Here is a 24,351-nt window from a genome sequence, read left to right as displayed (position 1 = left end):
GAATGGATCGCATATGGATACGCAACAAACCCGCCAGGGCATTGGCTTTGCACTGGGCGCCTACTTTATCTGGGGCATTGCGCCCGCCTATTTCAAGCTGGTCAAACAGGTTCCCGCCACAGAAATCATGACGCACCGGGTAATCTGGTCGGCACTTTTTATGGTGTTGCTGATTACCCTGAGCCGAAGCTGGCCCGGCGTGCGAGGCGTGCTGCGTCAGCCTAAAAAAGTGTTGCTGCTGGCGCTGACGGCCGTGACTATCGGCGGCAACTGGCTGCTGTTTATCTGGGCAGTCAACAATCAGCATATGCTGGAAGCCAGCCTGGGCTACTTTATTAACCCGCTGATCAACGTGGTCTTCGGCATGCTGTTTTTGCGCGAACGGTTTCGCCGCCTGCAATGGCTCGCCGTGCTGCTGGCCACCGTCGGCGTGCTGGTGCAGCTGTGGCAGTTTGGATCGTTGCCAGTTATCGCGCTGGGGCTGGCCCTGAGCTTTGCCGTTTATGGTCTGATGCGCAAAAAGATCCAGGTCGATGCACAGAGCGGCATGCTGATTGAGACCCTGTGGCTGTTTCCGCTGGCAGCCATTTATCTGTTTGGCTTTGCCGACAGCGCCACCAGTCATTTATCGGCGAACCCGCTGAGTCTCAACCTGAAGCTGATCGCAGCGGGCATTGTGACCACCATTCCACTGATGCTGTTTGCGGCGGCCTGCAGCCGGCTGCGCCTCTCTACGGTCGGTTTCTTTCAGTATCTCGGCCCGACGCTGATGTTTGTGCTGGCGGTGGTGTTTTACGGTGAAACCATCACGCCAGACAAGATGGTAACCTTCGGCTTTATCTGGCTGGCGCTGCTGGTGTTTGTCTGCGATGCGGTAGCGTTTTCATTCCGTTCGCGCGCGCGCATAGCGTGAAATAAAGCGCGCTAAAGCCGGGCCGGTCAACAGGATGGTAAAGAGACGCAACGTCTGCATCGCCATCACAAATGCCATGTTGACCTGGGTTCCCGCAGCAATAATCGCCACTGTGTCCAGCCCGCCTGGACTGGTGGCGAGATAGGCCGTCATCAGATCGATATCCAGCATGCGCGTCAATATCCACGCCAGCCCGCCACACAACAGCATCAGCCCGAAGATTGAGGCCAGCATCTGCGGCAGCGTGCGCAGTGCCAGCAGAAAGATCGGGCGAGTGAAACGCAATCCCACGCTCCAGCCAATCAGCGCATAGGCCACGGCCAGTAGCCACTCCGGCACCTGTAACACTGCGATATGGCTGCTGTTCAATACCGCCCCCGCCAGCGCGGGCAACAGCAGCGCGCCAGAAGGAATGCGCAGTCGTGTCCCCAGCCACGCGCCGGCCAGCATCACCATCAGCGTAATCGCAAAGCCATAATTCAGCACGGGAAACCAGAGCAGCGAAACGCTGTGCGCTTCATCGCCCAGCCCGATGCGCGCGACCAGCGCGGCCGCCGAGGCGACAAACAGCACCCGCAGATACTGCATAAACGCCACCAGTCTCACGTCAGCGCCAAAGTCCCCCGCCATTGCTACCATTGCCGAAGCACCGCCCGGTGACGAGCCCCATGCGCCGGTCGGGCCAGGCAGATGACTGAAGCGAACCAGCAGAAAACCCGACAGGCCGCTGGCGGCCAGCGTCAGCAGCAGCACCGCCAGCACGATTGGCCACTCCTGAACCAGCGGTGTCAGAATCGAAGGCGACAGGCTCTGCGCAATCATGCAACCCAGCACCGCCTGAGCAAGCAGGAAGAATCGTTTATCAATTCGCAGTGTGGCTCCTGACAGGCCCATCACCACACCTACAATCATCGGTCCCAGTAGCAGCGCGGCGGGTACATGAAAATAGTGCAGCACCGCGCCCAGTAGTACCGAGATCAGCAGCAGTAGCGTCCACTGCGCGCGCAACGAAAAAGCGTCCATAAAAAGTTAATAATTTGTAAAAACAGGAGGGTAAGATTACGCAGAAATGGGGACAGGAGCCAGCAGAACGGGCCATCTGAGATGGCCCGTGGCTTTTTTAAAGCCAGTTTTTACGTTTGAAATAGAGATAAGGCGCCAGTCCGGCCAGAATCATCAGGCCGATCGCGGCCGGATAACCAAAGCTCCACTTCAGTTCCGGCATAAACTCAAAGTTCATCCCATAGCTGGAGGCCACCAGCGTCGGCGGCAGAAACACCACGGAAACCACTGAGAAGATCTTGATGATGCGGTTCTGCTCAATGTTGATAAAGCCCATGGCCGCCTGCATCAGGAAGTTGACCTTCTGGAACAGCGATTCGTTATGCGGCAGCAGCGATTCGATATCGCGCAGAATTTCCCGCGCCTGCTCCAGCTGATTACCCGGAAGACGCGCTTTACGCACCAGGAAATTCAGGGCGCGCTGGGTATCCATCAGACAGAGACGCACCTTCCAGCCGATATCTTCCAGTTCGGCGAGCCGCGACAGCGCCTGATCGTACTCTTCGCCCTGCTGACCTTCCATGATCACCCGGCTCAGTTTCTCCAGTGCGCTATAGATGTTCTCGATTTCATCCGCCAGCTGTTCGATTTTGGTTTCAAACAGGTCGAGCAGCAGCTCAAAGGCATTGCCATCGATCAGGGTCTGGTTACGGGCGCGCATACGATAGAGGCGGAAAGCGGGCAGTTCACGTTCGCGCAGCGTGTAGAGTCGGCCTTCACGAATGGTGAACGCCACGGTGGAGTTACCGGCATGATCGTCAGCATCTTCATAGAAGAAGAAGGAGTGGATATGCAGACCATCTTCATCTTCAAAGAAGCGTGCCGAGGCCTCGATATCTTCCAGCTCTGGCCGTGTTGCCAGGCTCTGGCCCAGCTCCGTTTGCACCCGGTCACGCTCGCCCTCTTCCGGCTCGATCAGATCGACCCAGACAGAGTTGGTCAGTTTGTCGGTTTCGTCTTCCAGCTCCAGTCGCGTCAGGCGGCTGTGATCCAGTTTAAATGCGCTCAGCATAGCAATACTCCCCATTGCAGACTAAATGGGACAAAGCGGTCCGCCGTTCCTTTAAAGGGAACAGGCAGCCTGAACACGGAAACAGAGTTTCAAAGATAAATCAGTGCTGACTCGCGCGACGGAATCAAAAAGGGAGGTCGCTGATAACCGCTAAGGCTACCCGCGTAAAGAGGTAGCCTTAGATGTTATGCCTGATATTCAGGTCATTGAGCCAGCATCGACTGGGCGTGTCCAAGGCATTGTCCTCTCATGATAATAGTGGGCGCATGTTACGCTGAGACGAAAAAGCCGTCAACCGCGTGCTAAAGCGTTTCCAGCTTCGCGTAAGCCGCCACCAGCCACTTGATTCCCTGACCCTGAAACGCCACCTGCAGGCGACTGTGCTCACCGCTGCCTTCCAGATTAATGATGGTGCCTTCGCCAAATTTTGCGTGATGAACACGCTGGCCCAGCGCGAATCCACTGTCATTTTTGGTCACCGGGGCACCCATACGCTGATGGTTGACCGGACGGCTGACGCTGGCGCGCAGACGCACTTCTTCGATGCAGGTCTCGGGCAGTTCGCCGATAAAACGGGAAGGCCGGTGATACACTTCCTTACCATAGAGTCGGCGGGTTTCAGCGTAGGTCAGCGTCAGCTTGAGCATCGCGCGGGTCACACCGACATACGCCAGACGACGCTCCTCTTCCAGCCGCCCGCCTTCATCCAGCGACATCTGGCTTGGGAACATGCCCTCTTCCATGCCGACGATAAAAACCTGGCTGAACTCCAGCCCTTTTGCTGAGTGCAACGTCATCAGCTGAACCGCATCCTGCCATTTATCTGCCTGACCTTCGCCCGCTTCCAGCGCCGCGTGGGATAAGAAGGCCTGCAGCGGCATCAGATCTTCATCTTCATCCTGATAGCTGAACTGACGGGTTGCCGTCACCAGCTCCTCAAGGTTTTCGATACGCGCCTGACCCTTTTCGCCTTTTTCCTGCTCATACATCAGCCACAGGCCAGAGTCTTTGATAACCCGGTCGGTCTGAACATGCAGCGGTAATTCGGCAGTTTCGGTAGCCAGTGAATCGACCAGCTCACAGAAGCGTTGCAGTGCAGACGCGGCGCGGCCAGCCAGTGCGCGACTTTGTAGCAGTTCGCGCGTAGCCTGCCACAGCGTCATCTGACGTTCACGCGCCGTCTGACGCACCACGTCGAGCGTGCGATCGCCCACGCCGCGCGTCGGGGTATTCACCACGCGCTCAAAGGCGGCGTCGTCATTGCGGTTCGCCATCAGACGCAGATAGGAGAGCGCATCTTTGATCTCCTGGCGTTCAAAGAAGCGCATGCCGCCATAAATACGGTACGGCATGCTGCTCTGCAGCAGCGCCTCTTCCAGCACACGCGACTGGGCGTTGCTGCGATAGAGAATGGCGCAGTCGTTGAGCGCACCGCCGTTCTCCATCCAGACCTTGATGCGGTTGACCACGAAGCGTGCTTCATCCAGCTCATTAAAAGCGCAGTAGATAGAGATCGGTTCGCCATCGCTGCCTTCGGTCCAGAGCTCTTTACCCAGACGGCCATTGTTGTTGGCGATCAGGGCGTTGGCCGCTTTCAGGATATTATTGGTTGAGCGATAGTTCTGCTCCAGACGGATCGTTTCCGCGCCAGGAAAATCCTGCAGAAAGCGCTGAATATTCTCAACCTGCGCACCGCGCCAGCCGTAGATCGACTGATCATCATCCCCCACGATGATCACACGGCCGCTGTCACCCGCCAGCATCCGAATCCAGGCATACTGAATGTTGTTGGTATCCTGAAACTCATCCACCAGCACGTTGGTAAAGCGTTCGCGGTAGTGATTCAGGATATGCGGCTTGTTGAGCCAGAGCTCATGGGCGCGCAGCAGCAGCTCGGCGAAGTCGACCAAACCGGCGCGGTCACAGGCTTCCTGATAAGCCTGATAAATGCGCAGCCAGGTCTGCTCAATCGGATTGCCATAACTTTCAATGTGCTTTGGCCGCAGGCCTTCATCTTTTTTGCCGTTGATGTACCACATGCCCTGGCGCGCAGGCCACTGCTTGTCATCAAGGTTCATCGATTTGATCAGGCGCTTGAGCAGACGCAGCTGGTCTTCACTGTCGAGGATCTGAAAATCCTGCGGCAGACCGGCGTCAAGATGGTGGGCACGCAGTAAGCGATGCGCCAGACCGTGGAAAGTCCCGATCCACATCCCGCCCTGACTGGTGCCGATCAGATGTTCGATACGGTGACGCATCTCTGCTGCCGCTTTGTTGGTAAAGGTCACCGCCATGATTGAATAAGGTGAGCAGTTCTCGACTGACATCAGCCAGGCAATGCGATGCACCAGCACCCGCGTTTTACCACTGCCCGCGCCTGCCAGCACCAGCAGGTTACTGCGCGGAGCCGCAACGGCCGCGCGCTGATTGTCATTCAAACCGTCGAGCAGTTCAGAAACGTCCATAAGCACCGTTTACCAGAGAAAAACGCCGTCGCCGCGCTGTTTACTGCGCCTGCCGTAAGGCATTGTCGCGGCCAGTCAGGCTGCGCCACGGACGCCGGATAAAGTACAGCGGCCTGGCAGAAAAAAGGGAGACGACTGGATAAATTTACAGCCATTATAGCAGTGAGGTGAGTGATGCCAACCGCGAAATTTCGACATGCGGCAACAGGCGCGCATCCGGGATATGCATCAGGTTGCCCTGCCGCAGGTTAACCCAGCAGGCCTGCATGCCGCAGCGCAGTGAGCCGGCGACATCGGTAGTCAGGTCGTCGCCCACATGCAGAATGTGTTGTGGCGCAATATCAAGGCGTTGCGCGGCAAGCTGATACATATCCTGCCACGGCTTAGCACGCCCGTCAGGTCCGGCCCGCAACGTGAAGCGGAAATATTCAGCGATGCCCATTTTTTCCGGGCTGGCGTTGCCATTGGTTACCGCCACCAGCGGGATTTTTTCCGCCAGCGCCTTCAGCGTTTGATGCGTCTCGTCCGGCATCTCGACCTGACTCCGCCACTGATGGAACACCGCCATGACCTCTGCCGCGCCCGCGGTCGCTTCCGCAGCAGAGAGGCCGATATTCAGCATCGCCAGCTCTACCGAACGGCGTCGCCACTCTGAAACGTCATGATAGATCTCAGGCTCGCGCTGCAGCAGTTGATCGCGCAACTGCTGATAATCCTGCGGCGTGAAGTCACGCAGCGCCGGATGAAAAGCCTGCAAAGCAGCGTGAGACTCCAGCGTGGTGCGACGGATTACTGGATAGTTATCGTAGAGCGTGTCATCAAGATCGAAGGTCATGGCTTTTATGGCCGACAGCGGACGATAAAACTTCATTCGTTCTTTCCTCGTTTGGCGCGGGGATGCGCAGCGTCATACACCGAAGCCAGATGCTGGAAGTCGAGATGGGTGTAGATCTGGGTAGTCGAGAGGTTCGCATGACCCAGTAACTCCTGCACGGCACGCAGGTCGCCGCTGGACTCCAGCAGATGCGTGGCAAAAGAGTGTCGCAGCTTATGCGGATGGATATGGCTCGCCACACCCTGTCTGATGCCCCATTCGGCAAAGCGTTTCTGCACGTTGCGGGGCGAGATGCGGTTGCCACGCGTCGACAGAAACAGTGCATCATCCTGGCCGCCAAAGGTTTCACGCAGCGGCAGCCAGTGCTGGATCCAGGTGACCGCCGTGCGGCCAATCGGCACCCGGCGCTCTTTACTGCCCTTACCCACGACCCACACTTCGCCGGAATCGAGGTCGACGTGGCGGCAATCCATATTCACCAGCTCGGAGAGACGCAGCCCGCCGCCATACATCACTTCCAGCATTGCGCGGTCGCGCACCGCCAGCGGATCGTTAAGGTCGATCTCCAGCAGCTGGTTCACTTCATCCACATCAATATTCTTAGGCAGATGGCGCGCTTTACGTGGCGTCATCACCCCTTTGGCCGGATTAGCGGAGAGCAACCCCTGGCTCACCTGCCAGTCGAGAAAACTGCGCAGGGCGGAGAGACGCAACGCGAGGCTGCTGGCAGAGAGTCCGGCGCGACGACTGCGCGCCGCCATGCTGCGCACCTGCGCAGGTTCCAGTTGCGCCCAGCTGCCGAGCTTCATCTCATCCGCAATTGCAACCAGCGCGGTCAGCTGGCGCGCATAGCTGCTCTGGGTTAACGGACTCAGCTGGCGCTCCACTTTCAGGTAGCGCAGAAATCCGTCGACCGCCTCCTGCAGCGCGCTGCTCATGCGCGCTCTACCCAACGGGAAAGCAGGCCAGGCATCATCTGTGAAAGATGCTGTAACAGCAGCGTTCCCATGCCCGACTGATAGTGCTGGCTGTCACGGCTGCTGAATACCAGCACGCCGAGATCGCCCTCTTCGCCCATCAGCGACATCGCAACCGAGCCAATTGCTTTGGCCTGCGGCAGCAGCAGCAGCAGTTCCGGCCCATTGATATTACCGAGATAATGATGCTGGTTGCCGAAGCGCTGAATACGCAGCGGTTCAAACGCCTGACGCGACAGGCTCAGTTGGAAGAAATCGGAGGGCGCGCCCAGCAGCCATTTATCACTGAACAGCCGCACATTGGCGCCCGCCAGGCCTAACTCTCGCGCCCAGCGATGCAGACGGTTGAGCATATCCTGCAGCGAATCTGCCGCGGCCAGATGACTTTCCAGCGACAGCAGACGATCAAACAGCTCATGGTTAGCGCTGGCCTGCTCCATCAGCAGGGTGATCTCTTCTTCCAGCCGCTGGATGTGGTTGCGTTGCCGCGCCATATGCCACTCGACCAGTGACACGCTGCCGCGCACCGGATGCGGCACCGCCATCTGTTCAACTTCGCGGGCATTACGGATAAAGAAATCGGGATTCTGCCGCAGATAATCACTGACGGCCTGATCGTCCAGCAGAACCGAACTGTCAGCCTGCTCTTCGATATTTTTCATAGATGAATAAACCCATCGTAGACGTGTGTCGCAGGCCCGGTCATGTAGAGCGGCTGACCGGCACCTTTCCAGGAGATATGCAGCGTCCCGCCAGGCAGATCGACACGCACTTTCGGTGCCAGAATGCCCTGCTGAATGCCGCATGCAACGGCAGCACAGGCGCCGCTGCCGCACGCCTGCGTTTCACCCGCTCCACGTTCGTAGACGCGCAGCCGGATATGTTCGGGATTAATGATCTCCATAAAACCGACATTGACGCGATCCGGGAAACGCTCGTGGCTCTCGAGAATCGGGCCCAGCAGTTCAACCTGCGCGGTTTTAACGCTTTCCACCTGAATGACGCAGTGGGGATTCCCCATCGACACTGCACCCAGCATCACCGTCTGTTCGGCCACGCGCAGCAGATAGAGATTCTCGGCTTTATTGGCGCGGAACGGCACCTGCTGAGGCTCAAAGTTGGGCTCACCCATGTTCACGCGCACGTGATCGTCAGGCGTCACGGTTAACACCATGCGGCCATTCTGGGTACTGACCCGGATGTCGCTTTTGTTGGTCAGCCCTTTCAGCTGAACAAAGCGAGCAAAACAGCGTGCACCGTTGCCGCACTGCGCCACTTCACTGCCGTCAGCGTTGAAAATTCGATAATGAAAATCGAGATCGGGATCGTAAGGCGGTTCAACAATCAGCAGCTGATCAAAACCGATCCCCAGATGACGATCGGCCAGCCGGCGGATCAATTCCGGCGAGAAGAAGACGTTTTGTGTCACTGCATCCACAACCATAAAATCGTTGCCGAGACCGTGCATTTTGGAGAACTGCATTTTTTGCTCCGCCGGATAAGCCATCAGATTAGTTCGCTTTTACGCCTGAATTGCCGGTCACCAGCCCGCCGACATCGGCTTTAGAGGCATCCGCTTTCTGGCGGTCGGTTGGGGCTTGTTGTTTCTTCGGCTGGTCCTTCGGCGGGAAGTAGAGCGGTCCTTTCAGACCACAACCTGCAAGGCTGATTACTGCCAGTGTCATGGCCAACAGGCTTATTACTTTCTTCATTCTTTATGCTCTTTATGTCCTTTACCTGGATGCTTATCATCGCAGTTGAAGGTGGAAAAGCAACAGGAAATCCCCGCAAATAGCGTGAACCGGGTGACAGGCCAGGAAGATAGCGGCCACCTGCAGAGCGCAGGCAGCCCGTCAGCATCAATGCACCTGATAGCGCGGTTGATAGTCGCTGTTGTCGTTGTCAGGCTGCGTCGTACAGAGCTGCGTCAGCGTCTGACTCCGGAATGGAATCACCTGGAATCGATCACCGGTGTTCACAATCTGGTAGAACTGCGGCAGGTTGAAGTTGATAAAGCTCGACCCATAGGTGAAGCGATCGTGCGATGAGGAGTAGAAGCGGCTGACGTCGCGCACCAGCTCCTCTTTGCTGCCTTCACAGTGATGATAGACCTCAACCCGATTGGTCTCATCAAGGATATAGATGTTGAAGCCGCGCTCATCCGTGGTGTTTTCAAAGAAGAACTGAATGATGCCTTCGCTGGCATAGCCGTTCACTACCGGTGGCAGCGGCGTCTGATTCGTTTCGACTTTGATCGACAACCCATGCAGCTTGTTGTTGGAGATCGCGCCATAAAATTCCACGGCGTTTTCCAGCTTCTGCACCGAGACACTCATGCGTTCAAAGAACAGTCCCCAGGTCTCGCCTGCCATGCGCAGCGCTTTGAAGCGGCCCGGCTCCTGACGTGTGCTGGAGAGGCGCAGCTCAATGCATTCAGAGACCAGCTGTTGCACGCGCGTGCGAATCAGACCGCGCAGATGCTGGCTGTAGCAGAACACTTCCACCGTATCCGGGGGTGCGGCATCCTGATGCATCTTGCCGAGAATGGTTTTCAGCCCTTCGATCATCGCCTGTTCACCGCTAAAGTGCAGCGTGCGCACTTCATTCCAGGAGTTGCGATAGAGCAGATCGATGCTGCCAATCAGGCACTGCTGCTGCTGACCAAAGCTAAAGACATCCAGCTTGCGGAAGTCGAAGTGCACCACCTGATTGCGGAAGGCCGCCGTCGGATCGTGCTCAAGGTTAACAATAATCGCGAGGTGCCGGATTTCGCACGGGCTGTAGAGCGCTTTTGGCGTCGGCGAAGGCAGACGCAGCGGGAAGTGGCTGGAAACATCGTTAACCAGCTCCTGCAGGCGCGCCAGGTCGCAAATCTCATTGCCTTTAATATGCAGCCGGGTTTTACGGGTCAGCAGACCATTGAACCACGCCCAGGCCACCAGCTTGTTCAGGTAGCGGTTATATTCCAGCGGCTGATGGCTGATGATCGAATCCATGTCCGGTGCCTGGTTATAAAGATACCAGCCGGAACGGTTGGCGCGGCCAGGCGGCACATGAATAAAGGTCAGATTCGGTTCAGAGAGATCGGGCGAAATCTGTGGATTCACCAGCGTCACTTTGCCCGGCAGCGCTTCAAACGCGGCATACAGTTTACGGGTCAATACACCGATATCCTGCGGACTGGCGCTGACGCTTAAGTTGTTGCGACGGGCAAAGCGGATCAGGTTGCGATAACTCTGCATCATCGCATCCAGTAATTCGTTATGGGCTTCGCGCACCCGCTCGATTTTCCACCCGGCACGGTTGTCCAGAATGGCGATCTTCTCTTCGTTCCAGCCCCACTCTTTAACCAGCTGCGATAAAATCTCGCGACGCCAGCCAGTGCGTTGCTGATGATCTTCGGTGCTGAGCTTTTCACATACTTTGAGATAGAAGCAGCGACGCACCAGATCAAGGCGCGGCTGATCGTCCACGCTGGTCAGGTAGTGCGTCACGCGCTCAAGCATCATGCAGTAAGGATCGAGGCCAAAGCAGATGATTTCGCCGTCGTGCAGGCGCTGTTTGATATCCATTGCCAGCAGTTGTGTGTTCGGGTATTCCCAGCTGTAGGCTTCCAGCAGCAGCGTTTTCAGTACGGCTTTATAAGGCGAGTCGATACTTTTATAGAGCTGCCACAGGCTGGCACCGAAATACTCTTCCGCCGACAGCGTGCCGAGGCCGCCCAGATCGAGCCACTCATTGGGGGTCAGCACGCCTTTGGCGTACAGCGACATCACGTAGTCATCGTAATGGTGTTCTTCTTCGCCCGGCACCATATTCCACAGGAGGCGTTTGCCCGCCATACGAACCGCGGTACGGTAAAACTCATCCAGCAGTAAAATGTGTTGTGTGGAGCCGCAGTCTTCACCGCCCAGGCTGCCGCTTTCGTTATGACGGAAGCGGTTCTCGTCAATCAGGAAGAAACTCACTTCCACGCCCATCGAGACACACCACTTCTGCAGCAGCGTACATTTACGCTGCAGATTCAGCCGCTCTTCATTATCAAGCCAGGATTGATGACACACCCAGATATCGAGATCCGAGACGCTGTTCTGCCCGACCGAGGAGGTACTGCCCATAGAGTAGATCGCAGTGATCGGCATTTCGCCTTTCGGCGCATCGGCATGGCGCAGGTCGCTGTCGCCGGTGAGATCGGCCAGCAGCTGTCGCTGATTTTCATCAGGCGTGTAGAAGCTGATGCCATGTGGAACGCTACCTTCAAGGTAACCCGGCATCTGCGGATGTTGATAATGTAATAAGGTTGGCAGCAGACTGTAGACGCGCTGGAAAGCGGGTCCCATGGCAGCCAGCGCACGATCAACGCGCAGCTGGTTAATTGCATCCAGTCTCTGTTTCAGTGTCTCAATGTAGAGGTACAAGACGTTTCGCCTGATTGTCCCAGTGTTTAAGCACCCTGTTTCCACGCTCTGCCGCTTATAAAAGTAAAAAAGTGGGCAGATAATTGCTGGAAACGTGATCAATCTATCACTCGGCAGATTGACCGTAAAGAAAGTTGCGCTACTTAACAGTTTAGCACGTTCTTACCAGCTTCCCGCCTTTTCGGCACTGGTTGCCACGCTATGGCTTGATAAACCGGGCCTGAAACCGCGCACAGGCCGTTTTCAATCCGTTGAAACTGACAGTATTCACCCAGAGATGATAGGATATTCAGTGAACGATAAAAATGGTTAACAGCATGTTAGACAAAATTTTCAGAATTGCTACAAGACAAAGCCCGCTCGCATTATGGCAGGCACATTATGTACAGCAACGACTCATGAGTGCCCATCCAGGACTGCGCGTTGAGCTGGTGCCTATGGTCACCAAAGGTGACATTATCCTTGATACGCCGCTGGCAAAAGTCGGTGGTAAAGGGCTGTTTGTCAAAGAGCTTGAGCTGGCAATGCAGGATGGCCGTGCCGACATGGCAGTGCACTCTATGAAGGATGTGCCGGTCAGTTTCCCTGAAGGTCTGGGCCTGGTAACCATCTGCGAGCGCGACGATCCGCGTGATGCGTTCGTTTCTCATCACTATGACTCCATTGATGCGCTGCCACAGGGTGCCGTTGTAGGTACCTCCAGCCTGCGTCGTCAGTGCCAGATTAGCGCGCGCCGTCCGGATCTGGTGATCCGCTCGCTGCGCGGCAATGTGGGTACCCGACTCGGCAAGCTCGATGCCGGCGAGTATGACGCGATTATTCTTGCCGTCGCCGGACTGAAGCGTCTGGGGCTGGAAGATCGCATTCGCCAGGCAATGCCTGCCGAAGTCTCCCTGCCCGCCGTGGGCCAGGGTGCAGTCGGCATTGAATGCCGTCTGGATGATAGCGTCCTGATTGACCTGTTACGGGCACTGAACCACGATGACACCGAAGTCTGTGTCAGAGCGGAACGCGCCATGAATACCCGCTTAGAGGGTGGCTGCCAGGTCCCCATTGGCAGTTTCGCGGTGCTGGAAGGCGATAAGCTCTGGCTGCGCGGCATGGTCGGTGCACCGGATGGCCGGGTGATGGTCAGCGGCGAACGCCGTGGTCCCCGCGCTCAGGCTGAAGAGATGGGCATCTCACTTGCCGATGAACTGCTGAACGGCGGCGCGCGTGAAATCCTGAAAGAGGTCTATCAGGGGCAGCCGCCGGCATGACCATCCTGGTGACGCGCCCGGAACCCGCAGCGGCAGAGCTGGTGTCACGCCTGCATGCCCTTGGCAAACAGGCGTGGAGCCTGCCGTTGATCGAGTTTGCGCCAGGCGCTGATCTCGATTCCCTGCCTCACAGGCTCGCCGGACTTCGTGCCGGTGATCTCGTCTTTATTCTTTCTCAGCAGGTGATTCACTACGCACAGCACGCGATCAAAGCATGGCCCACGGAGCTGGACTATTATGCAATTGGTCGCAGCACCGCGCTGGCGTTTCACACCGTCAGCGGACAGCAGGTGACCTGGCCTCATGCGCATGAAACCAGTGAGGAATTGATCCAGATAAACACGCTTCAGCAGGTTGCCGGTAAACGTGCGCTGATCCTGCGTGGCGATCCCGGACGCGAATTGCTGGCAGAAACATTAACCCGGCGAGGTGCTGAGGTAACGTTTGCTGCCTGCTACCAGCGCTGCCAGAAGCATTATGACGGACCGGTTGAAGGCCGCCGCTGGCGCGATCGCGGCGTCTCTGTGCTGGTGGTGACCAGTGGTGAAATGTTACAACAGCTTTTTTCGCTGTTCCCCGCGGTTGATCGCGAGGAATGGCTGCTCAACTGCCGACTGATAGTCGTCAGTGAACGTTTGGCTACCCTGGCCGCAGGATTGGGTTGGCAGGATATTCAGGTAGCCGATGGTGCCGATAACGATGCGCTGCTGCGCGCGTTACGCTGAACTTTAACAATGGGATGTGCCACATATGACGGAACAAAAAGACTCCTCCGCCATGGTTGAAGAAACCACCCCAGCGGTTGACCGCTCTCCTTCCAGCAACAGCACACCACCGCGTAATGCGAAAAAGGGTGGCATGGTGTTGGGTGCAGTTGCGATTGTCATCGCGCTGGCGATGGGTGCAGGTTTATACCTTAACGGGAAACATCAGGCTGATTTACAGGCACAAACCAATCAGAAGCTGAGCGACCAGTTAAGCGCATTGCAGCAGCAGGCCAGCAGCGATAAACAGCAGCTGACACAGCAACTGAGTGGCGCTGAAACTGCCCTGCAGAGGGCACAGCAACAGCAGGCTGCATCAGCAAAAGCGCTGGAAACGCTGCGTGAAAAAGTGGCCGTGATTTCTGGCAACGACGTGCGTAGCTGGCTGCTGGCACAGGCGGACTATCTGGTGAAACTGGCTGGCCGCAAACTCTGGAGCGATCAGGATGTCACTACCGCGGCTGCATTGCTGAAAAGCGCCGATGCCAGTCTGGCTGACATGAACGATCCCAGCGTCATGAATGTGCGTCGCGCCCTGACTCAGGATATCAGTAACCTCTCTTCTGTTACGCAGGTCGACTACGACGGCGTGATCCTCAAGCTGAATCAACTGTCGAATAACGTTGATAATCTGCGTCTGGCCGATAATGACAGCGATGATACGCCGATGGACAGTGACGGCGGCGAACTCTCAGGTTCGGTACGTGAATGGCGTCAGAATCTGGTGAAAAGCTGGCATAACTTTATGGATGACTTTATTACTATCCGCCGCCGCGATAATACCGCACAGCCGCTGCTGGCCCCGAATCAGGATGTTTACCTGCGTGAGAATATCCGCTCGCGTCTGCTGATTGCTGCGCAGGCCGTACCACGTCATCAGGATGAGATTTATAAACAATCTATCGATACCGTGTCCGCCTGGGTTCGCGCCTGGTATGACACTAATGATGCTGCCACCAAAGCCTTCCTTGCCCAACTGGATGAGCTGAGCCAGCAGAACATCAATATGGATCTGCCGGATAACCTGGAAAGTCAGCCGTTGCTGGAACAGCTTATGCAGACCCGCGTGCGGAACCTGTTGGCGCAACCGTCTGCTGCTGCTAATCAGCAGGGAGGCTAAGCATGCTTAAGGTATTTATCCTCTTTATCCTGCTGATAGCGGGCGTGGTGCTGGGACCGATGATTGCCGGTCATCAGGGCTACGTGCTGATTCAGACCGATAACTGGAATATCGAAACCAGCGTTACCGGCCTGGTGATTATCCTTATCATCAGCCTGCTGGTGATTCTGGCGGTGGAATGGCTGCTGCGCCGTGTGCTGCACACCGGGGCGCGTACCCGCGGCTGGTTTACCGGACGCAAACGCCGTCGCGCGCAGCGTCATACCCAGTCTGCGCTGATGAAGCTGGCAGAAGGCGATCACCGCCAGGTAGAAAAATTACTGTCTAAAGATGCCGATCACGCCGACGTACCGGTAGCGAACTACCTGCTGGCCGCGGAAGCCGCCCAGCAGCGTGGCGATGAAATTCGTGCCAATCAGCATCTTGAACGTGCTGCTGAGCTGTCTGAAAGCAATACCATTCCGGTGGAAATTGCCCGTGCTCGTATTCAGCTGGCCCGTAACGAAGATCATGCGGCTCGTCACAGCATTGATCGCCTGCTGGAAGTGGCACCGCGTCACCCTGAAGTGCTGCGCCTGGCCGAACAGGCGTACGTCCGTACGGGCGCCTGGAGTGCATTGCTGGATATTCTGCCTGCTATGCAGAAAGCGCAGGTCGGTGATGACCTGCATCGTGATGCGTTACAGCAGCAGGCCTGGCTGGGTCTGATGAATCAGGCAATGGCCGACCAGGGCAGCGATGGCCTGAAGCGCTGGTGGGGCACGCTGAGCCGCAAAACCCGTCAGGATACGACCCTGCAGGTGGCAATGGCGGATCATCTGATTGAGTGCAACGATCACGACACCGCACAGTCGATCGTGCTGGAGGGCCTCAAGCGTCATTATGACGATCGGCTGGTGCTATTGATGCCTCGCATCAAAAGCGGTAATCCGGAAGCGCTGGAAAAGGCATTACGCCAGCAGATCAAACAGCATGGCGCAACGCCGTTGCTGCACAGTACGCTGGGACAGTTGCTGATGCGTCATGGCGAATGGCAGCAGGCAGCAGACGCGCTGCAGCAGGCGCTGGCGCAGCGTCCGGATGCGTTTGATTATGCATGGCTGGCAGATGTCTATGATCGTCTGCATCGTCCGGAAGAGGCCGCAAAGATGCGTCGTGAAGGATTGTTGCTGACGCTGAAGAATAATCCCAACGTCTGATGCGGTTGTCAGACAGGTTAAAGCCGGGCTCGCCCGGCTTTTTTGTGCCTGCAATCTGCCAGTCGCATTGCGCAGGCAAAAAAAAACACCTGCCAGGGGCAGGTGCAAGATCAGGTCGGTAAGACAACCGGGAGGTACCTGACTCAACGTGGTGTCTGTTAACCCTGTAAGGCTTACGCGATACAGGCAGGCAGACAACAGGTACCTAAAATTGGCTCTGCATCATTCCCAGGTTTATGTAGCATCAGCAGACATAAGAGGTGGAATGAGCATCTACAGCAAAAGTGTTGCACAAGCCGTGCCAGGTTAAGATTTATTTTTAAATTTTATATCAATCAATATCTTAAGAAGTTGGCTAAGCCTTTCCTGAGCGAGGTACGGCAGAATGTGTCGGGATGAAGCGACAGCCGTAAATTTCTCTGTCTCTGAATGGAGACAGTCAGGTCATTCTCTCTTAGAAATTAACAATAACAATGACTTACGTGTCGGCAATACACGACGCTGTTGTTCCTGCTTATATTGCTAGTGGAATCAAAGCAGAGTAACTCTGACAGCAATGAATATGCTCAACGCGCAGGGAACACGGCCAGAGGAGGGAAGCGTCCCACCGCCCGGCTAAAACGCCGGGAGCGTTTCTGAACAACGCAAAGCGTTGGCCCGGATACGGGCGCACCTCATGAATGAGGTGCGTAATCGCGTGGGTCGGGCGGCCATGGATGGCATTAGCGACTTTCCGATCTGACCGTGTTCCCTTCGCAGGCTCGCGCTCACCGCTGTGCGGGCTTCAGGGAGCATACGCCTTTCGCAAAGACGCAAAAGACGCCATCCATGGCAGGCTCAGCGCGGCCCATCCCTGGCCCGCGATGCTTTGCTACAGGCATATGCTCCCTTCGCTTCACGTATGGCAGACGTATTAAGTACTTCATAAGCTTCAGAGGGTTTACAGCAATGAAGAAGCCCAACGCGCAGGGAACACGGTCAGAGGAGGGAAGCGTCCCACCGCCCGGATAAAACGCCGGGAGCGTTTCTGAACAACGCAAAGCGTTGGCCCGGATACGGGCGCACCTCAGGGATGAGGTGCGTAGCAGAAATTCAAATCCACTTTTTTACAGACGAAAAAAAACCTGTCTTTTCAGACAGGTTTCTAAATATGGTCGGCGAGAGAGGATTACTCTGCTCTGCGAGCAGCGCCCTGCGGGCCGTTGCTGAAGCAACGTTGTCTCGCTACGCTCGGCTCAAACCTCCTCTGTCGGTCCTCATCCTCTTTCCTACAGACGAAAAAAAACCTGTCTTTTCAGACAGGTTTCTAAAAATGGTCGGCGAGAGAGGATTCGAACCTCCGACCCACTGGTCCCAAACCAGTTGCGCTACCAAGCTGCGCTACTCGCCGATTTTTTTAACTGTTTTGCCTGGTGCGAAGAGAGGGACTTGAACCCTCACGTCCGTTAGGACACTAACACCTGAAGCTAGCGCGTCTACCAATTCCGCCACCTTCGCGTTTCCCAGCAAAATCTGGGGTGGCTAATGGGACTCGAACCCACGACAACTGGAATCACAATCCAGGGCTCTACCAACTGAGCTATAGCCACCACTATTCTTAATGTTACAGGTTTAAAGCCTGCAGCATTTAAATCTCTACTGCCAACCGCGGTAAATCAACCACCGAAGCTCATGCGCACAAACGATATGGCGCGCCCGACAGGATTCGAACCTGAGACCTCTGCCTCCGGAGGGCAGCGCTCTATCCAGCTGAGCTACGGGCGCGTAGCGCCGTTGCGGATGTGCATACTAGAGATAAGCGCCCATCGTGTCTAGTGCTTTTTAAATAAAAAGACGCGTTTGATTACGCTTTGTGCATTTCGTCGACAAATAGTACATTTCCACTCTCGTGATGCCTGAAAATGCGGCATTTATCAGCAATATCAGAGATCGCCGCGCCAGTGATAGCGCAAATATTTAAGCAGTTTTAATTGCCTGCGCAGGCGGCTCGGCTGCCGAATCAGACGATAGAGCCACTCCAGCCCCAGTCGCTGCCAGATCTCAGGGGCGCGCTTCACATGACCGGTGAAAACATCGTACGTTCCACCCACGCCCATATAAAGGGCATCAGGCCAGTACGCACGGCACGCCAGCATCAGCAACTCCTGACGTGGCGATCCCAGCGCGACGGTCACCAGCTTCGCGCCGCTGGCCGCAATTCGGGCAAACAGCGCATCCTGATCGGCTGGCGCAAAATAGCCATCCTGCGCGCCAACAATATTCACATTCCACTGACGACGTAACTTATTACAGGTCTCATCCAGCACCTGCTGACGCCCGCCGATAAGAAACACCGGCGTCCCTTCCCGCCCGGCGCGTTCCATCAGCGCTTCCCATAAATCTGCCCCCGCAATGCGCTGCACCGACGCCTGCGGATATTTTTTACGAATCGAACGCACAATGCTGATGCCATCGGCATACGCATATTCCGCCTGCGCTAACAGCGTGCGTAATCCCTCATCCCGCTCAGCGGTCAGGATCTTCTCTGCATTAATCGCCACTAAAATACCGCTGCGTACGCTCTGCGGCGGCATCAGAAAATTCACCGCCGACGGCATGTTTTCGAAGCCATACAAATCAACGCCGCGAATACGGTACTGCGGCGTCTCATTTAACGTTGTCATATCTTCCGTTAATCCCAGAGGTTAATCAGAGCGGGCTGTGCAACACCCGCCTGCTGCGGTCGCGAATTAAACCTGCGCGATCCAGTAACCAGAAAAGTAATTTAGCCATGCCCAGACAGGCAGCAAAAATGAGGCAGAAAAACACCACACGTGAGCCGAACGCATCGAGGCCCTCGCGTGCCAGTACGATCATGTTAAACACCGCGCCAAAACAGAAGCTTTGCAGGATGGCGCCGGTGTACCGGTTGGCCTCAAGGCAGCCACGCTGATAGATCGCATCAAAGGCTTTAATAATCATCCCTACCACTACCGCACCGATCGGAATCGCACAGACGCCGCCCATCACGACCAGAGAGCCAATCAGCGTGGGTGAAATCGCCAGGCCAGAATGGTTGTTCAGCACTTCCCAGGTGAAGTAGTTGGCACTGTTCAACACCGCCAGCGGGCGATCGGGCCAGAGCCAGGTCGGAATAAACACGTAGAAATCACGCCACAGCGGTGCCAGCCCCTGAAACTCAATTTTGTCGTAGTTATCCAGCAGCCGGGCAAGATTCTCCCACGGCGAGAAGGTATCACGCGTCAGATACAGGAAGGTATAGAACGCTTCATCGCCCATCACGTCGAGGTTATAGCGGCGCAGCGCCAGCCAGAACATCCCCCCAATTGCCATCACACCCGCCGTTGCCAGCATCCACAGAGTGATCCAGCCACGGGTAATGCCGATAAACAGGAACAGGGCAAACGCAATAATGATATTGGCGCGTGTTCCGCCCACCAGTGCATACGTCAGTAAACCAAAGGCCACCGTCACGACCAAAAACAGCAGCCAGTTGCGGCGGGTCGGCCGTAAAAAGTAGGGGATCAGCATCGCCGGAATAAAGAAATAGAAGAAGCGCTTAAGCGCCACGCCCGATACTTCGCTGGAGAAAATCTGGTTATAAGCGGTCAGGCGGAACAGCAGAAAACCGTTGTGAATGAAGAACACCGTCACGGTACCCAGCGCGACCAGCGCCAGAATCACACAGGTCAGGTGGGTTTCAACCCGATTCATCTGCAGCCAGGGCTTAGCCGGAGGCGCGCTGGCCGGTTTCAGCCGCACTTTATAGCTGACGTAATAAATGGCGTAAAACGCTGTGGCCGACAGCAGCGCCTCCAGCAGATTCTCAACCGGCATCACGTCCACGTTAAAGCGAAACACCAGCACGGAGGTCAGCGGGAAGCCGAAGTAAAAGGTCAGCAGAAACAGCAGCGTAAAGAACAGATGGAAGTTAAAACGGACGCGCTTAAACTCCCGCCAGGTCAGCGTCAGAATAAAAACCAGCGACAGCAGATAGACCACCAGCAGGCCGCCAAACTGCATAAGACTCATGACAACTCCCCTTCGCTGAGCTGTAACGCGGCTCGCCAGCCTGCGAGATAACCTGGCGCAAAGAAGGCGATAGCCTGTTTATCACAGCGCATCAGCTGCCAGCGTGCCTCGGCGATCACCGCAGGCGACAGCGTATCTTCGCTGAAGAGTACCGGAAGCTGCTGCTCAGCCACATCACGCCAGAATGGGTTTTTGCGGGTCAGAACAAACGGCACGTTGGCCTGGATCAGCAGGCAAAGTGTTCCCACCCCCTGCTGACGTTCAAACATAAAATAGCCGACATGGCAGCGCGCCAGCAGCGCTAAGTAATCATCAAATGCCAGATTTTCACGCAGCAGATTCACCTGACCGTCAGGAAACAGCGTCTTTGCTGCGGCCTGAATCTGGCTGATGTACGCCTCATTGCCCGGCGGATAGCCCAGCGGCACCTCGATGCGCACCTGCTCGCCAAACTGCGCGTGAATCGCCTTTAAGCCTTCAATATGTCGGTTACTCGGATCGCCCGAATTGCCCAGCAGCAGCGTAAACGGCTCTGACGGCGCAGACTCAACGGTAGCATCCGGCATTCTGGTCGGGAAATAGAGCAGTGAACCGGGAACGCGGCGATGGCGCTGCTGATAGTGATGCAGGTCGCCTCGGGTCGCAAAAACCTGCGCAACACGTCCCTGTGCTATCCGGCGGACCAGATAGAACAGACGAAACTTCAGGCTGCGCGAATCTTCATAGAGGTCGGCGCCCCAGACGTGCCAGAACAGCTGGGAACGGCGCAGCTTACCGCTGAGTAATGCCAGCCAGATCCACGGGTTAAACTGACCGTGGCAGAAAAAACGCTGCTGACGATTCCTGGCCCGCTGCAAAACCGCCTGCGCCAGCACTTTCTTGCTGGTAAAGCACTCGATCTGTAACGCACTGAACGGAGACAGGCTCTCTGGCTGCTGCGTCACCACCATAAAATGGCGTGGGAAAGCCGCAGGCTGCTCAACGCTGAGAACGTCATTGAAAAAGCGCAGCACCGTAAGATTATGGTGGGGAATGTCCGATCCCAAAACGTGAATTAAAGTCATTTTTTCCGGCAGTAAACAATAAAAGCGCCACAACACAGGGCAAAGTAAGCCATATAGGTAAACATATAGGCCTGCGCCGCACCCGTCGCGCCATGTAACGGGATCAGCCAGCGTGAGAACAGGGTCAGCAACAGAAACTGGCTGATCTCAGTCAGAACATAAAAGCGCAGCGAGGCTTTGGCGATAACCAGATATCCGAAAACATAGGCACCGACTTTAAAAACATCGCCGCACAGCTGCCACACAAAAAGATCGCGCATCCCGCGAAAAGCCTGAGAGAACAGCAGGCTGATGGCGAAGTCACGCAGTACCCAGACGGCGAAGCTGGCAACCGCCACGGCGGGCAGGACAAAGCGCAGTGCACGGCCAATCTCACGTGCGATGTCGCGTTTGTTGTCGAGCCGCGCAAGCGTCGGCAGCAGCCAGACGCTAAACGTCGCGGTGATAAACTGCAGATAGGCATCGGAAATGCTGGTCACACCCTGCCACAACCCGACCTGCGCCCAGCCCTCCTGCTCTGCCAGCAGGTTACGCATCATTACCCAGGCAACCGGTAAGGTCACCGCCGTGATCAGCGCCATCAGGGTATATTTTGCCAGATTACGCGCCAGCTCAGGATGCCATTGTGGCCGCAGCCAGCTCAGCGGTAGCGGCGCACGGCGTTTCAGCATCAGTAGCGCAGGCAGCAGCAGCAAAGCTGGCACCAGCGCCAGGCCGATCAATGCGCCCTGATAACCGCCCAGCCACCAGCAGAGCAGATAGCCCGCCACGCCAGTCAGGCTGCCGAGAATCAGCGCCAGCGCATTCCCACGCGCGTCACGATAGCCCTTCAGTAGCGCCAGGGTAAAGTTGGCCCAGGCGATGCCGAGCTGAAGAAAGGCGACGACGCGGATGACGCCCTGATAGCGGTCATGACCAAACAGCGCGGTGCTGATGGGGGCTGCCGCCAGCAGAAACAGCAGCGCCAGCACGCCGGAGAAGCCCAGCACCATAGCCGATGCCGTGCCCACCATTGCCCGGAGTGGTCCGGGCTGCTGCTGATACTGCGCCACATAGGTGGTGACGCCGTTGAAGATGCCCGCGCCCGCCAGCACACCCAGCACGGTGATCAACTGCCGGAAGTTACCTGCCTGGCCAACACCTTCGGGGCCGAAGCTGACTGCCAGCAGTTTGACCACCAGCAGACCAGACACAATTTTTACCAGCGTGGACGATGCGGTCCACACTGAGGCTCTGGCTAATGACATCAGGAAAAGAAGCTCAGCAGCGAGCTGATAACCGTGCTCTGATTATTATCCGACAGGTTATAAAACAGCGGCAGGCGCAGCAGACGTTCACTTTCCAGCGTGGTGAAGCGATCGTCACCGACAAATTGCGAAAAACGCTCACCGGCAGGTGAACTGTGCAGCGGAATATAGTGGAACACTGTCAGTATCTCTGCTTCTTTCATCCAGTTGATCAGCGCCTGGCGATCGTCCTGATCGCGCAGTTTGATGTAGAACATGTGCGCATTGTGTTCGCAGCTGGCGGGGATCACTGGCAGACTGATGCGGCCCTGAGCCGCCAGCGGCTGGAGTGCGTCATAATAACGCTGCCAGATGCGTAACCGCTGCTGGTTGATGCGTTCAGCGGCTTCCAGCTGCGCCCAGAGATAGGCGGCCTGCAAGTCGGCCATCAGGTAGCTCGACCCCATATCGCGCCAGGTATATTTATCGACCTGACCCCGGAAGAACTGGCTGCGGTTGGTGCCTTTTTCCCGCACGATCTCGGCGCGCTCGACCAGGCTGGCGTCGTTGATCAGCGTCGCGCCCCCTTCACCACCGGCAGTATAATTCTTGGTTTCGTGGAAACTGAAGCAGCCAATATGACCGATGGTGCCCAGCGCACGGCCTTTGTAGCGTGACATCACGCCCTGCGCCGCATCTTCAATCACAAACAGCTTATGCTTAGCCGCCAGCGCCATGATGGTGTCCATTTCACAGGCTACGCCTGCGTAATGCACCGGCACAATGGCGCGGGTTTTTTCAGTGATGGCGGCTTCGATCAGCGTTTCATCGATGTTCATGGTGTCCGGGCGCACATCGACAAACACGATGCGCGCGCCGCGCAGCACAAAGGCGTTGGCGGTTGAGACAAAGGTATAGCTCGGCATGATCACCTCATCGCCGGGCTGCAGATCGATTAACAGCGCTGCCATCTCCAGCGAAGCGGTACAGGAGGGAGTCAGCAGCACTTTTTTGCTGCCAAAACGCTGCTCCATCCACTGCTGACAACGACGGGTGAAGCCGCCGTCGCCGCACAGCTTGCCGCTGTTCATCGCCGACTGCATATACTCAATTTCTGTGCCCACAATCGGGGGCGCATTAAATGGAATCATGACCTTTCCTGTAAAACCAGTAGGCGGTGCTGTCGAGTCGGGCACCGCTGCGTAAATAGAGGCGCATCGCCGTGAGATTACTGAGCTGGGTAGCCACCCGAAGCTGAGCCAACTGCCTTACCCGCGCCCAGTCAGCCGCCGCCAGTAGCAGTCGCTGACCCAGCCCCTGACCCTGCGCGTCAGGCATTACGCCCAGCAGGCCAATGCGAGCATCGCCATCCACCGCGCGCAGCGAAACAAATCCCTGCAGCTGACCGGTGGCATCACTGGCCACCAGACACTGATCGTCAAACGTCCCACGCACCGCATTCTCAATCCACTGCGCATAAAAACGGCCGCTGGCGTCCGGTGCGTACCAGGCCGCGCGAAAACGGCTCTGGCTGAAAAGCTGTGACGCTGCATCACGCAGTTGCGGAATCTGTGCTTCGCGCGCAATGCGAATCCCCGCCTGCCGTTCTGTCTCTTTAATCGCCAGCGTCAGGTCCGCCTCGCCTTCTGCCAGCTGGAACTGATGCTGCTGCAGCGTATCAATCAACGCCGTCTCGCTGGCAGCCACTTTCATCTGCATCAGCGCACAGGGATGATGCAGCGCCTGCTCCAGCGGAATGTCACCTTCCGGCTCCAGCCGCACGGTCTCAACACCGAAGAATGCACTTTCCCAGCTAAGGGGATTAATACTGACGTGGACGGACATGTAATAAATCCAGCAGGTATTGGCCGTAGCCGGTTTTTGTCAGCGCTTCACCGGCAGCACGCAGCTGGTCATCACTGAGCCAGTTGTTACGCCAGGCGGCCACACAGATAAGCCGTTTAAAGGATAAAGCGCACCAGAGCCGAGCCGATAAAACCGGCAC

The 24,351-nt window shown here is 56.5% G+C and carries 20 protein-coding genes, 4 tRNA genes, 1 other RNA gene and 1 pseudogene; 5 read left to right on the top strand and 21 right to left on the bottom strand.

The window, feature by feature from the left end:
• Positions 1–13: 13 nt before the first annotated feature.
• Positions 14–913 carry an EamA family transporter RarD gene (gene rarD, locus N1689_RS21285; RefSeq protein WP_222924753.1) on the top strand — a complete coding sequence of 300 codons (900 nt, stop codon included), beginning with the start codon at positions 14–16 and terminating at the stop codon, positions 911–913.
• Here rarD and N1689_RS21280 read toward each other — a convergent pair.
• From N1689_RS21280 to N1689_RS21240, 9 genes are all read right to left on the bottom strand, one after another.
• A complete protein-coding gene (locus N1689_RS21280; RefSeq protein WP_260060168.1) occupies positions 884–1,936 on the bottom strand; it encodes an AbrB family transcriptional regulator in 1,053 nt (350 codons plus the stop codon). The two genes, rarD and N1689_RS21280, sit on opposite strands and share 30 nt — an antisense overlap.
• A gap of 97 nt (positions 1,937–2,033) precedes the next feature.
• Entirely contained in the window at positions 2,034–2,987 is a 954-nt protein-coding gene (gene corA / locus N1689_RS21275) for a magnesium/cobalt transporter CorA (RefSeq protein ID WP_161733905.1), read from the bottom strand.
• 302 nt (positions 2,988–3,289) lie between these two features.
• Positions 3,290–5,452 (bottom strand): DNA helicase II, encoded by a 2,163-nt coding sequence (gene uvrD / locus N1689_RS21270; protein ID WP_033734817.1) that lies wholly within the window; start codon positions 5,450–5,452, stop codon positions 3,290–3,292.
• A 154-nt stretch (positions 5,453–5,606) separates the two neighbouring features.
• Positions 5,607–6,323 (bottom strand): 5-amino-6-(5-phospho-D-ribitylamino)uracil phosphatase YigB, encoded by a 717-nt coding sequence (yigB, locus tag N1689_RS21265; protein WP_161733903.1) that lies wholly within the window; start codon positions 6,321–6,323, stop codon positions 5,607–5,609.
• Positions 6,320–7,225 carry a tyrosine recombinase XerC gene (xerC, locus tag N1689_RS21260; RefSeq protein ID WP_161733901.1) on the bottom strand — a complete coding sequence of 302 codons (906 nt, stop codon included), beginning with the start codon at positions 7,223–7,225 and terminating at the stop codon, positions 6,320–6,322. The genes yigB and xerC overlap by 4 nt, the downstream gene beginning before the upstream one ends.
• Positions 7,222–7,926, bottom strand: a complete 705-nt coding sequence (locus tag N1689_RS21255) for a DUF484 domain-containing protein (RefSeq protein WP_013359688.1) — start codon at positions 7,924–7,926, stop codon at positions 7,222–7,224. The genes xerC and N1689_RS21255 overlap by 4 nt, the downstream gene beginning before the upstream one ends.
• Positions 7,923–8,747, bottom strand: coding sequence for a diaminopimelate epimerase (gene dapF / locus N1689_RS21250; RefSeq protein WP_033734938.1), 825 nt, complete (start codon positions 8,745–8,747; stop codon positions 7,923–7,925). Before dapF ends, N1689_RS21255 begins: the two co-directional genes overlap by 4 nt.
• Before the next feature lie 28 nt (positions 8,748–8,775).
• Positions 8,776–8,976 (bottom strand): LPS translocon maturation chaperone LptM, encoded by a 201-nt coding sequence (locus N1689_RS21245; RefSeq protein WP_010257328.1) that lies wholly within the window; start codon positions 8,974–8,976, stop codon positions 8,776–8,778.
• A 147-nt stretch (positions 8,977–9,123) separates the two neighbouring features.
• Positions 9,124–11,682 (bottom strand): class I adenylate cyclase, encoded by a 2,559-nt coding sequence (locus tag N1689_RS21240; protein ID WP_161733899.1) that lies wholly within the window; start codon positions 11,680–11,682, stop codon positions 9,124–9,126.
• Between the two features lie 317 nt (positions 11,683–11,999).
• Here N1689_RS21240 and hemC point away from each other — a divergent pair, with 317 nt between their 5' ends.
• Genes hemC through hemY form a run of 4 tightly spaced genes read left to right on the top strand, consistent with a single transcriptional unit; the run spans position 12,000 to position 16,024 of the window.
• A complete protein-coding gene (gene hemC / locus N1689_RS21235) occupies positions 12,000–12,941 on the top strand; it encodes a hydroxymethylbilane synthase (RefSeq protein WP_161733897.1) in 942 nt (313 codons plus the stop codon).
• Positions 12,938–13,666: a uroporphyrinogen-III synthase gene (gene hemD / locus N1689_RS21230; protein WP_150013259.1), complete on the top strand. Its 729-nt coding sequence runs from the start codon at positions 12,938–12,940 to the stop codon at positions 13,664–13,666. The genes hemC and hemD overlap by 4 nt, the downstream gene beginning before the upstream one ends.
• 25 nt (positions 13,667–13,691) lie before the next feature.
• Positions 13,692–14,825, top strand: a complete 1,134-nt coding sequence (hemX, locus tag N1689_RS21225) for a uroporphyrinogen-III C-methyltransferase (protein WP_161733894.1) — start codon at positions 13,692–13,694, stop codon at positions 14,823–14,825.
• 2 nt (positions 14,826–14,827) lie between these two features.
• Positions 14,828–16,024, top strand: a complete 1,197-nt coding sequence (gene hemY, locus N1689_RS21220) for a protoheme IX biogenesis protein HemY (protein ID WP_161733892.1) — start codon at positions 14,828–14,830, stop codon at positions 16,022–16,024.
• Between the two features lie 1,151 nt (positions 16,025–17,175).
• Here the strand turns inward: hemY and N1689_RS21215 are convergent.
• The 12 genes and pseudogenes from N1689_RS21215 to N1689_RS21160 all read right to left on the bottom strand — a co-directional run.
• Positions 17,176–17,305, bottom strand: a non-coding RNA gene (locus tag N1689_RS21215) — RtT sRNA.
• A 32-nt stretch (positions 17,306–17,337) separates the two neighbouring features.
• Positions 17,338–17,414 (bottom strand) — tRNA-Pro (locus tag N1689_RS21210).
• A 20-nt stretch (positions 17,415–17,434) separates the two neighbouring features.
• Positions 17,435–17,521: transfer RNA gene (locus N1689_RS21205), tRNA-Leu, on the bottom strand.
• A gap of 16 nt (positions 17,522–17,537) precedes the next feature.
• Positions 17,538–17,613, bottom strand: a tRNA-His gene (locus N1689_RS21200).
• Between the two features lie 98 nt (positions 17,614–17,711).
• Positions 17,712–17,788 (bottom strand) — tRNA-Arg (locus N1689_RS21195).
• 158 nt (positions 17,789–17,946) lie between these two features.
• Complete coding sequence (wecG, locus tag N1689_RS21190; protein ID WP_260060158.1) at positions 17,947–18,687, bottom strand: lipopolysaccharide N-acetylmannosaminouronosyltransferase; 741 nt, start codon at positions 18,685–18,687, stop codon at positions 17,947–17,949.
• A 25-nt stretch (positions 18,688–18,712) separates the two neighbouring features.
• Positions 18,713–20,056, bottom strand: coding sequence for an ECA oligosaccharide polymerase (gene wzyE, locus N1689_RS21185; RefSeq protein WP_260060157.1), 1,344 nt, complete (start codon positions 20,054–20,056; stop codon positions 18,713–18,715).
• Positions 20,053–21,120 (bottom strand): TDP-N-acetylfucosamine:lipid II N-acetylfucosaminyltransferase, encoded by a 1,068-nt coding sequence (locus tag N1689_RS21180; protein WP_260060155.1) that lies wholly within the window; start codon positions 21,118–21,120, stop codon positions 20,053–20,055. The genes wzyE and N1689_RS21180 overlap by 4 nt, the downstream gene beginning before the upstream one ends.
• Entirely contained in the window at positions 21,117–22,367 is a 1,251-nt protein-coding gene (gene wzxE, locus N1689_RS21175) for a lipid III flippase WzxE (protein WP_161733884.1), read from the bottom strand. The genes N1689_RS21180 and wzxE overlap by 4 nt, the downstream gene beginning before the upstream one ends.
• Positions 22,367–23,497, bottom strand: a complete 1,131-nt coding sequence (rffA, locus tag N1689_RS21170; protein ID WP_033784417.1) for a dTDP-4-amino-4,6-dideoxygalactose transaminase — start codon at positions 23,495–23,497, stop codon at positions 22,367–22,369. Before rffA ends, wzxE begins: the two co-directional genes overlap by 1 nt.
• Positions 23,484–24,191 carry a dTDP-4-amino-4,6-dideoxy-D-galactose acyltransferase gene (gene rffC, locus N1689_RS21165; RefSeq protein WP_222924758.1) on the bottom strand — a complete coding sequence of 236 codons (708 nt, stop codon included), beginning with the start codon at positions 24,189–24,191 and terminating at the stop codon, positions 23,484–23,486. The genes rffA and rffC overlap by 14 nt, the downstream gene beginning before the upstream one ends.
• Positions 24,169–24,288 (bottom strand): annotated as a pseudogene (locus tag N1689_RS21160) (glucose-1-phosphate thymidylyltransferase 2 RmlA2); the annotation flags it as partial. The pseudogene N1689_RS21160 and the gene rffC, both read right to left, overlap by 23 nt.
• Positions 24,289–24,351: the final 63 nt, after the last annotated feature.

The sequence above is a fragment of the Pantoea sp. XY16 genome (assembly GCF_025153065.1).
GTDB lineage: Bacteria > Pseudomonadota > Gammaproteobacteria > Enterobacterales > Enterobacteriaceae > Pantoea > Pantoea alfalfae.
Note: the sequence above shows the minus strand (reverse complement) of the source record. Positions and strands in the feature narration are given on the sequence as shown.

What these genes read in the sequence shown, in the direction of transcription:
- rarD (WP_222924753.1), top strand. Translation starts at nt 14, where the DNA reads ATGGATACGCAACAAACCCGCCAGGGCATTGGCTTTGCACTGGGCGCC.
- N1689_RS21280 (WP_260060168.1), bottom strand. Translation starts at nt 1,936, where the DNA reads ATGGACGCTTTTTCGTTGCGCGCGCAGTGGACGCTACTGCTGCTGATC.
- corA (WP_161733905.1), bottom strand. Translation starts at nt 2,987, where the DNA reads ATGCTGAGCGCATTTAAACTGGATCACAGCCGCCTGACGCGACTGGAG.
- uvrD (WP_033734817.1), bottom strand. Translation starts at nt 5,452, where the DNA reads ATGGACGTTTCTGAACTGCTCGACGGTTTGAATGACAATCAGCGCGCG.
- yigB (WP_161733903.1), bottom strand. Translation starts at nt 6,323, where the DNA reads ATGAAGTTTTATCGTCCGCTGTCGGCCATAAAAGCCATGACCTTCGAT.
- xerC (WP_161733901.1), bottom strand. Translation starts at nt 7,225, where the DNA reads ATGAGCAGCGCGCTGCAGGAGGCGGTCGACGGATTTCTGCGCTACCTG.
- N1689_RS21255 (WP_013359688.1), bottom strand. Translation starts at nt 7,926, where the DNA reads ATGAAAAATATCGAAGAGCAGGCTGACAGTTCGGTTCTGCTGGACGAT.
- dapF (WP_033734938.1), bottom strand. Translation starts at nt 8,747, where the DNA reads ATGCAGTTCTCCAAAATGCACGGTCTCGGCAACGATTTTATGGTTGTG.
- N1689_RS21245 (WP_010257328.1), bottom strand. Translation starts at nt 8,976, where the DNA reads ATGAAGAAAGTAATAAGCCTGTTGGCCATGACACTGGCAGTAATCAGC.
- hemC (WP_161733897.1), top strand. Translation starts at nt 12,000, where the DNA reads ATGTTAGACAAAATTTTCAGAATTGCTACAAGACAAAGCCCGCTCGCA.
- hemD (WP_150013259.1), top strand. Translation starts at nt 12,938, where the DNA reads ATGACCATCCTGGTGACGCGCCCGGAACCCGCAGCGGCAGAGCTGGTG.
- hemX (WP_161733894.1), top strand. Translation starts at nt 13,692, where the DNA reads ATGACGGAACAAAAAGACTCCTCCGCCATGGTTGAAGAAACCACCCCA.
- hemY (WP_161733892.1), top strand. Translation starts at nt 14,828, where the DNA reads ATGCTTAAGGTATTTATCCTCTTTATCCTGCTGATAGCGGGCGTGGTG.
- wecG (WP_260060158.1), bottom strand. Translation starts at nt 18,687, where the DNA reads ATGACAACGTTAAATGAGACGCCGCAGTACCGTATTCGCGGCGTTGAT.
- wzyE (WP_260060157.1), bottom strand. Translation starts at nt 20,056, where the DNA reads ATGAGTCTTATGCAGTTTGGCGGCCTGCTGGTGGTCTATCTGCTGTCG.
- N1689_RS21180 (WP_260060155.1), bottom strand. Translation starts at nt 21,120, where the DNA reads ATGACTTTAATTCACGTTTTGGGATCGGACATTCCCCACCATAATCTT.
- wzxE (WP_161733884.1), bottom strand. Translation starts at nt 22,367, where the DNA reads ATGTCATTAGCCAGAGCCTCAGTGTGGACCGCATCGTCCACGCTGGTA.
- rffA (WP_033784417.1), bottom strand. Translation starts at nt 23,497, where the DNA reads ATGATTCCATTTAATGCGCCCCCGATTGTGGGCACAGAAATTGAGTAT.
- rffC (WP_222924758.1), bottom strand. Translation starts at nt 24,191, where the DNA reads ATGTCCGTCCACGTCAGTATTAATCCCCTTAGCTGGGAAAGTGCATTC.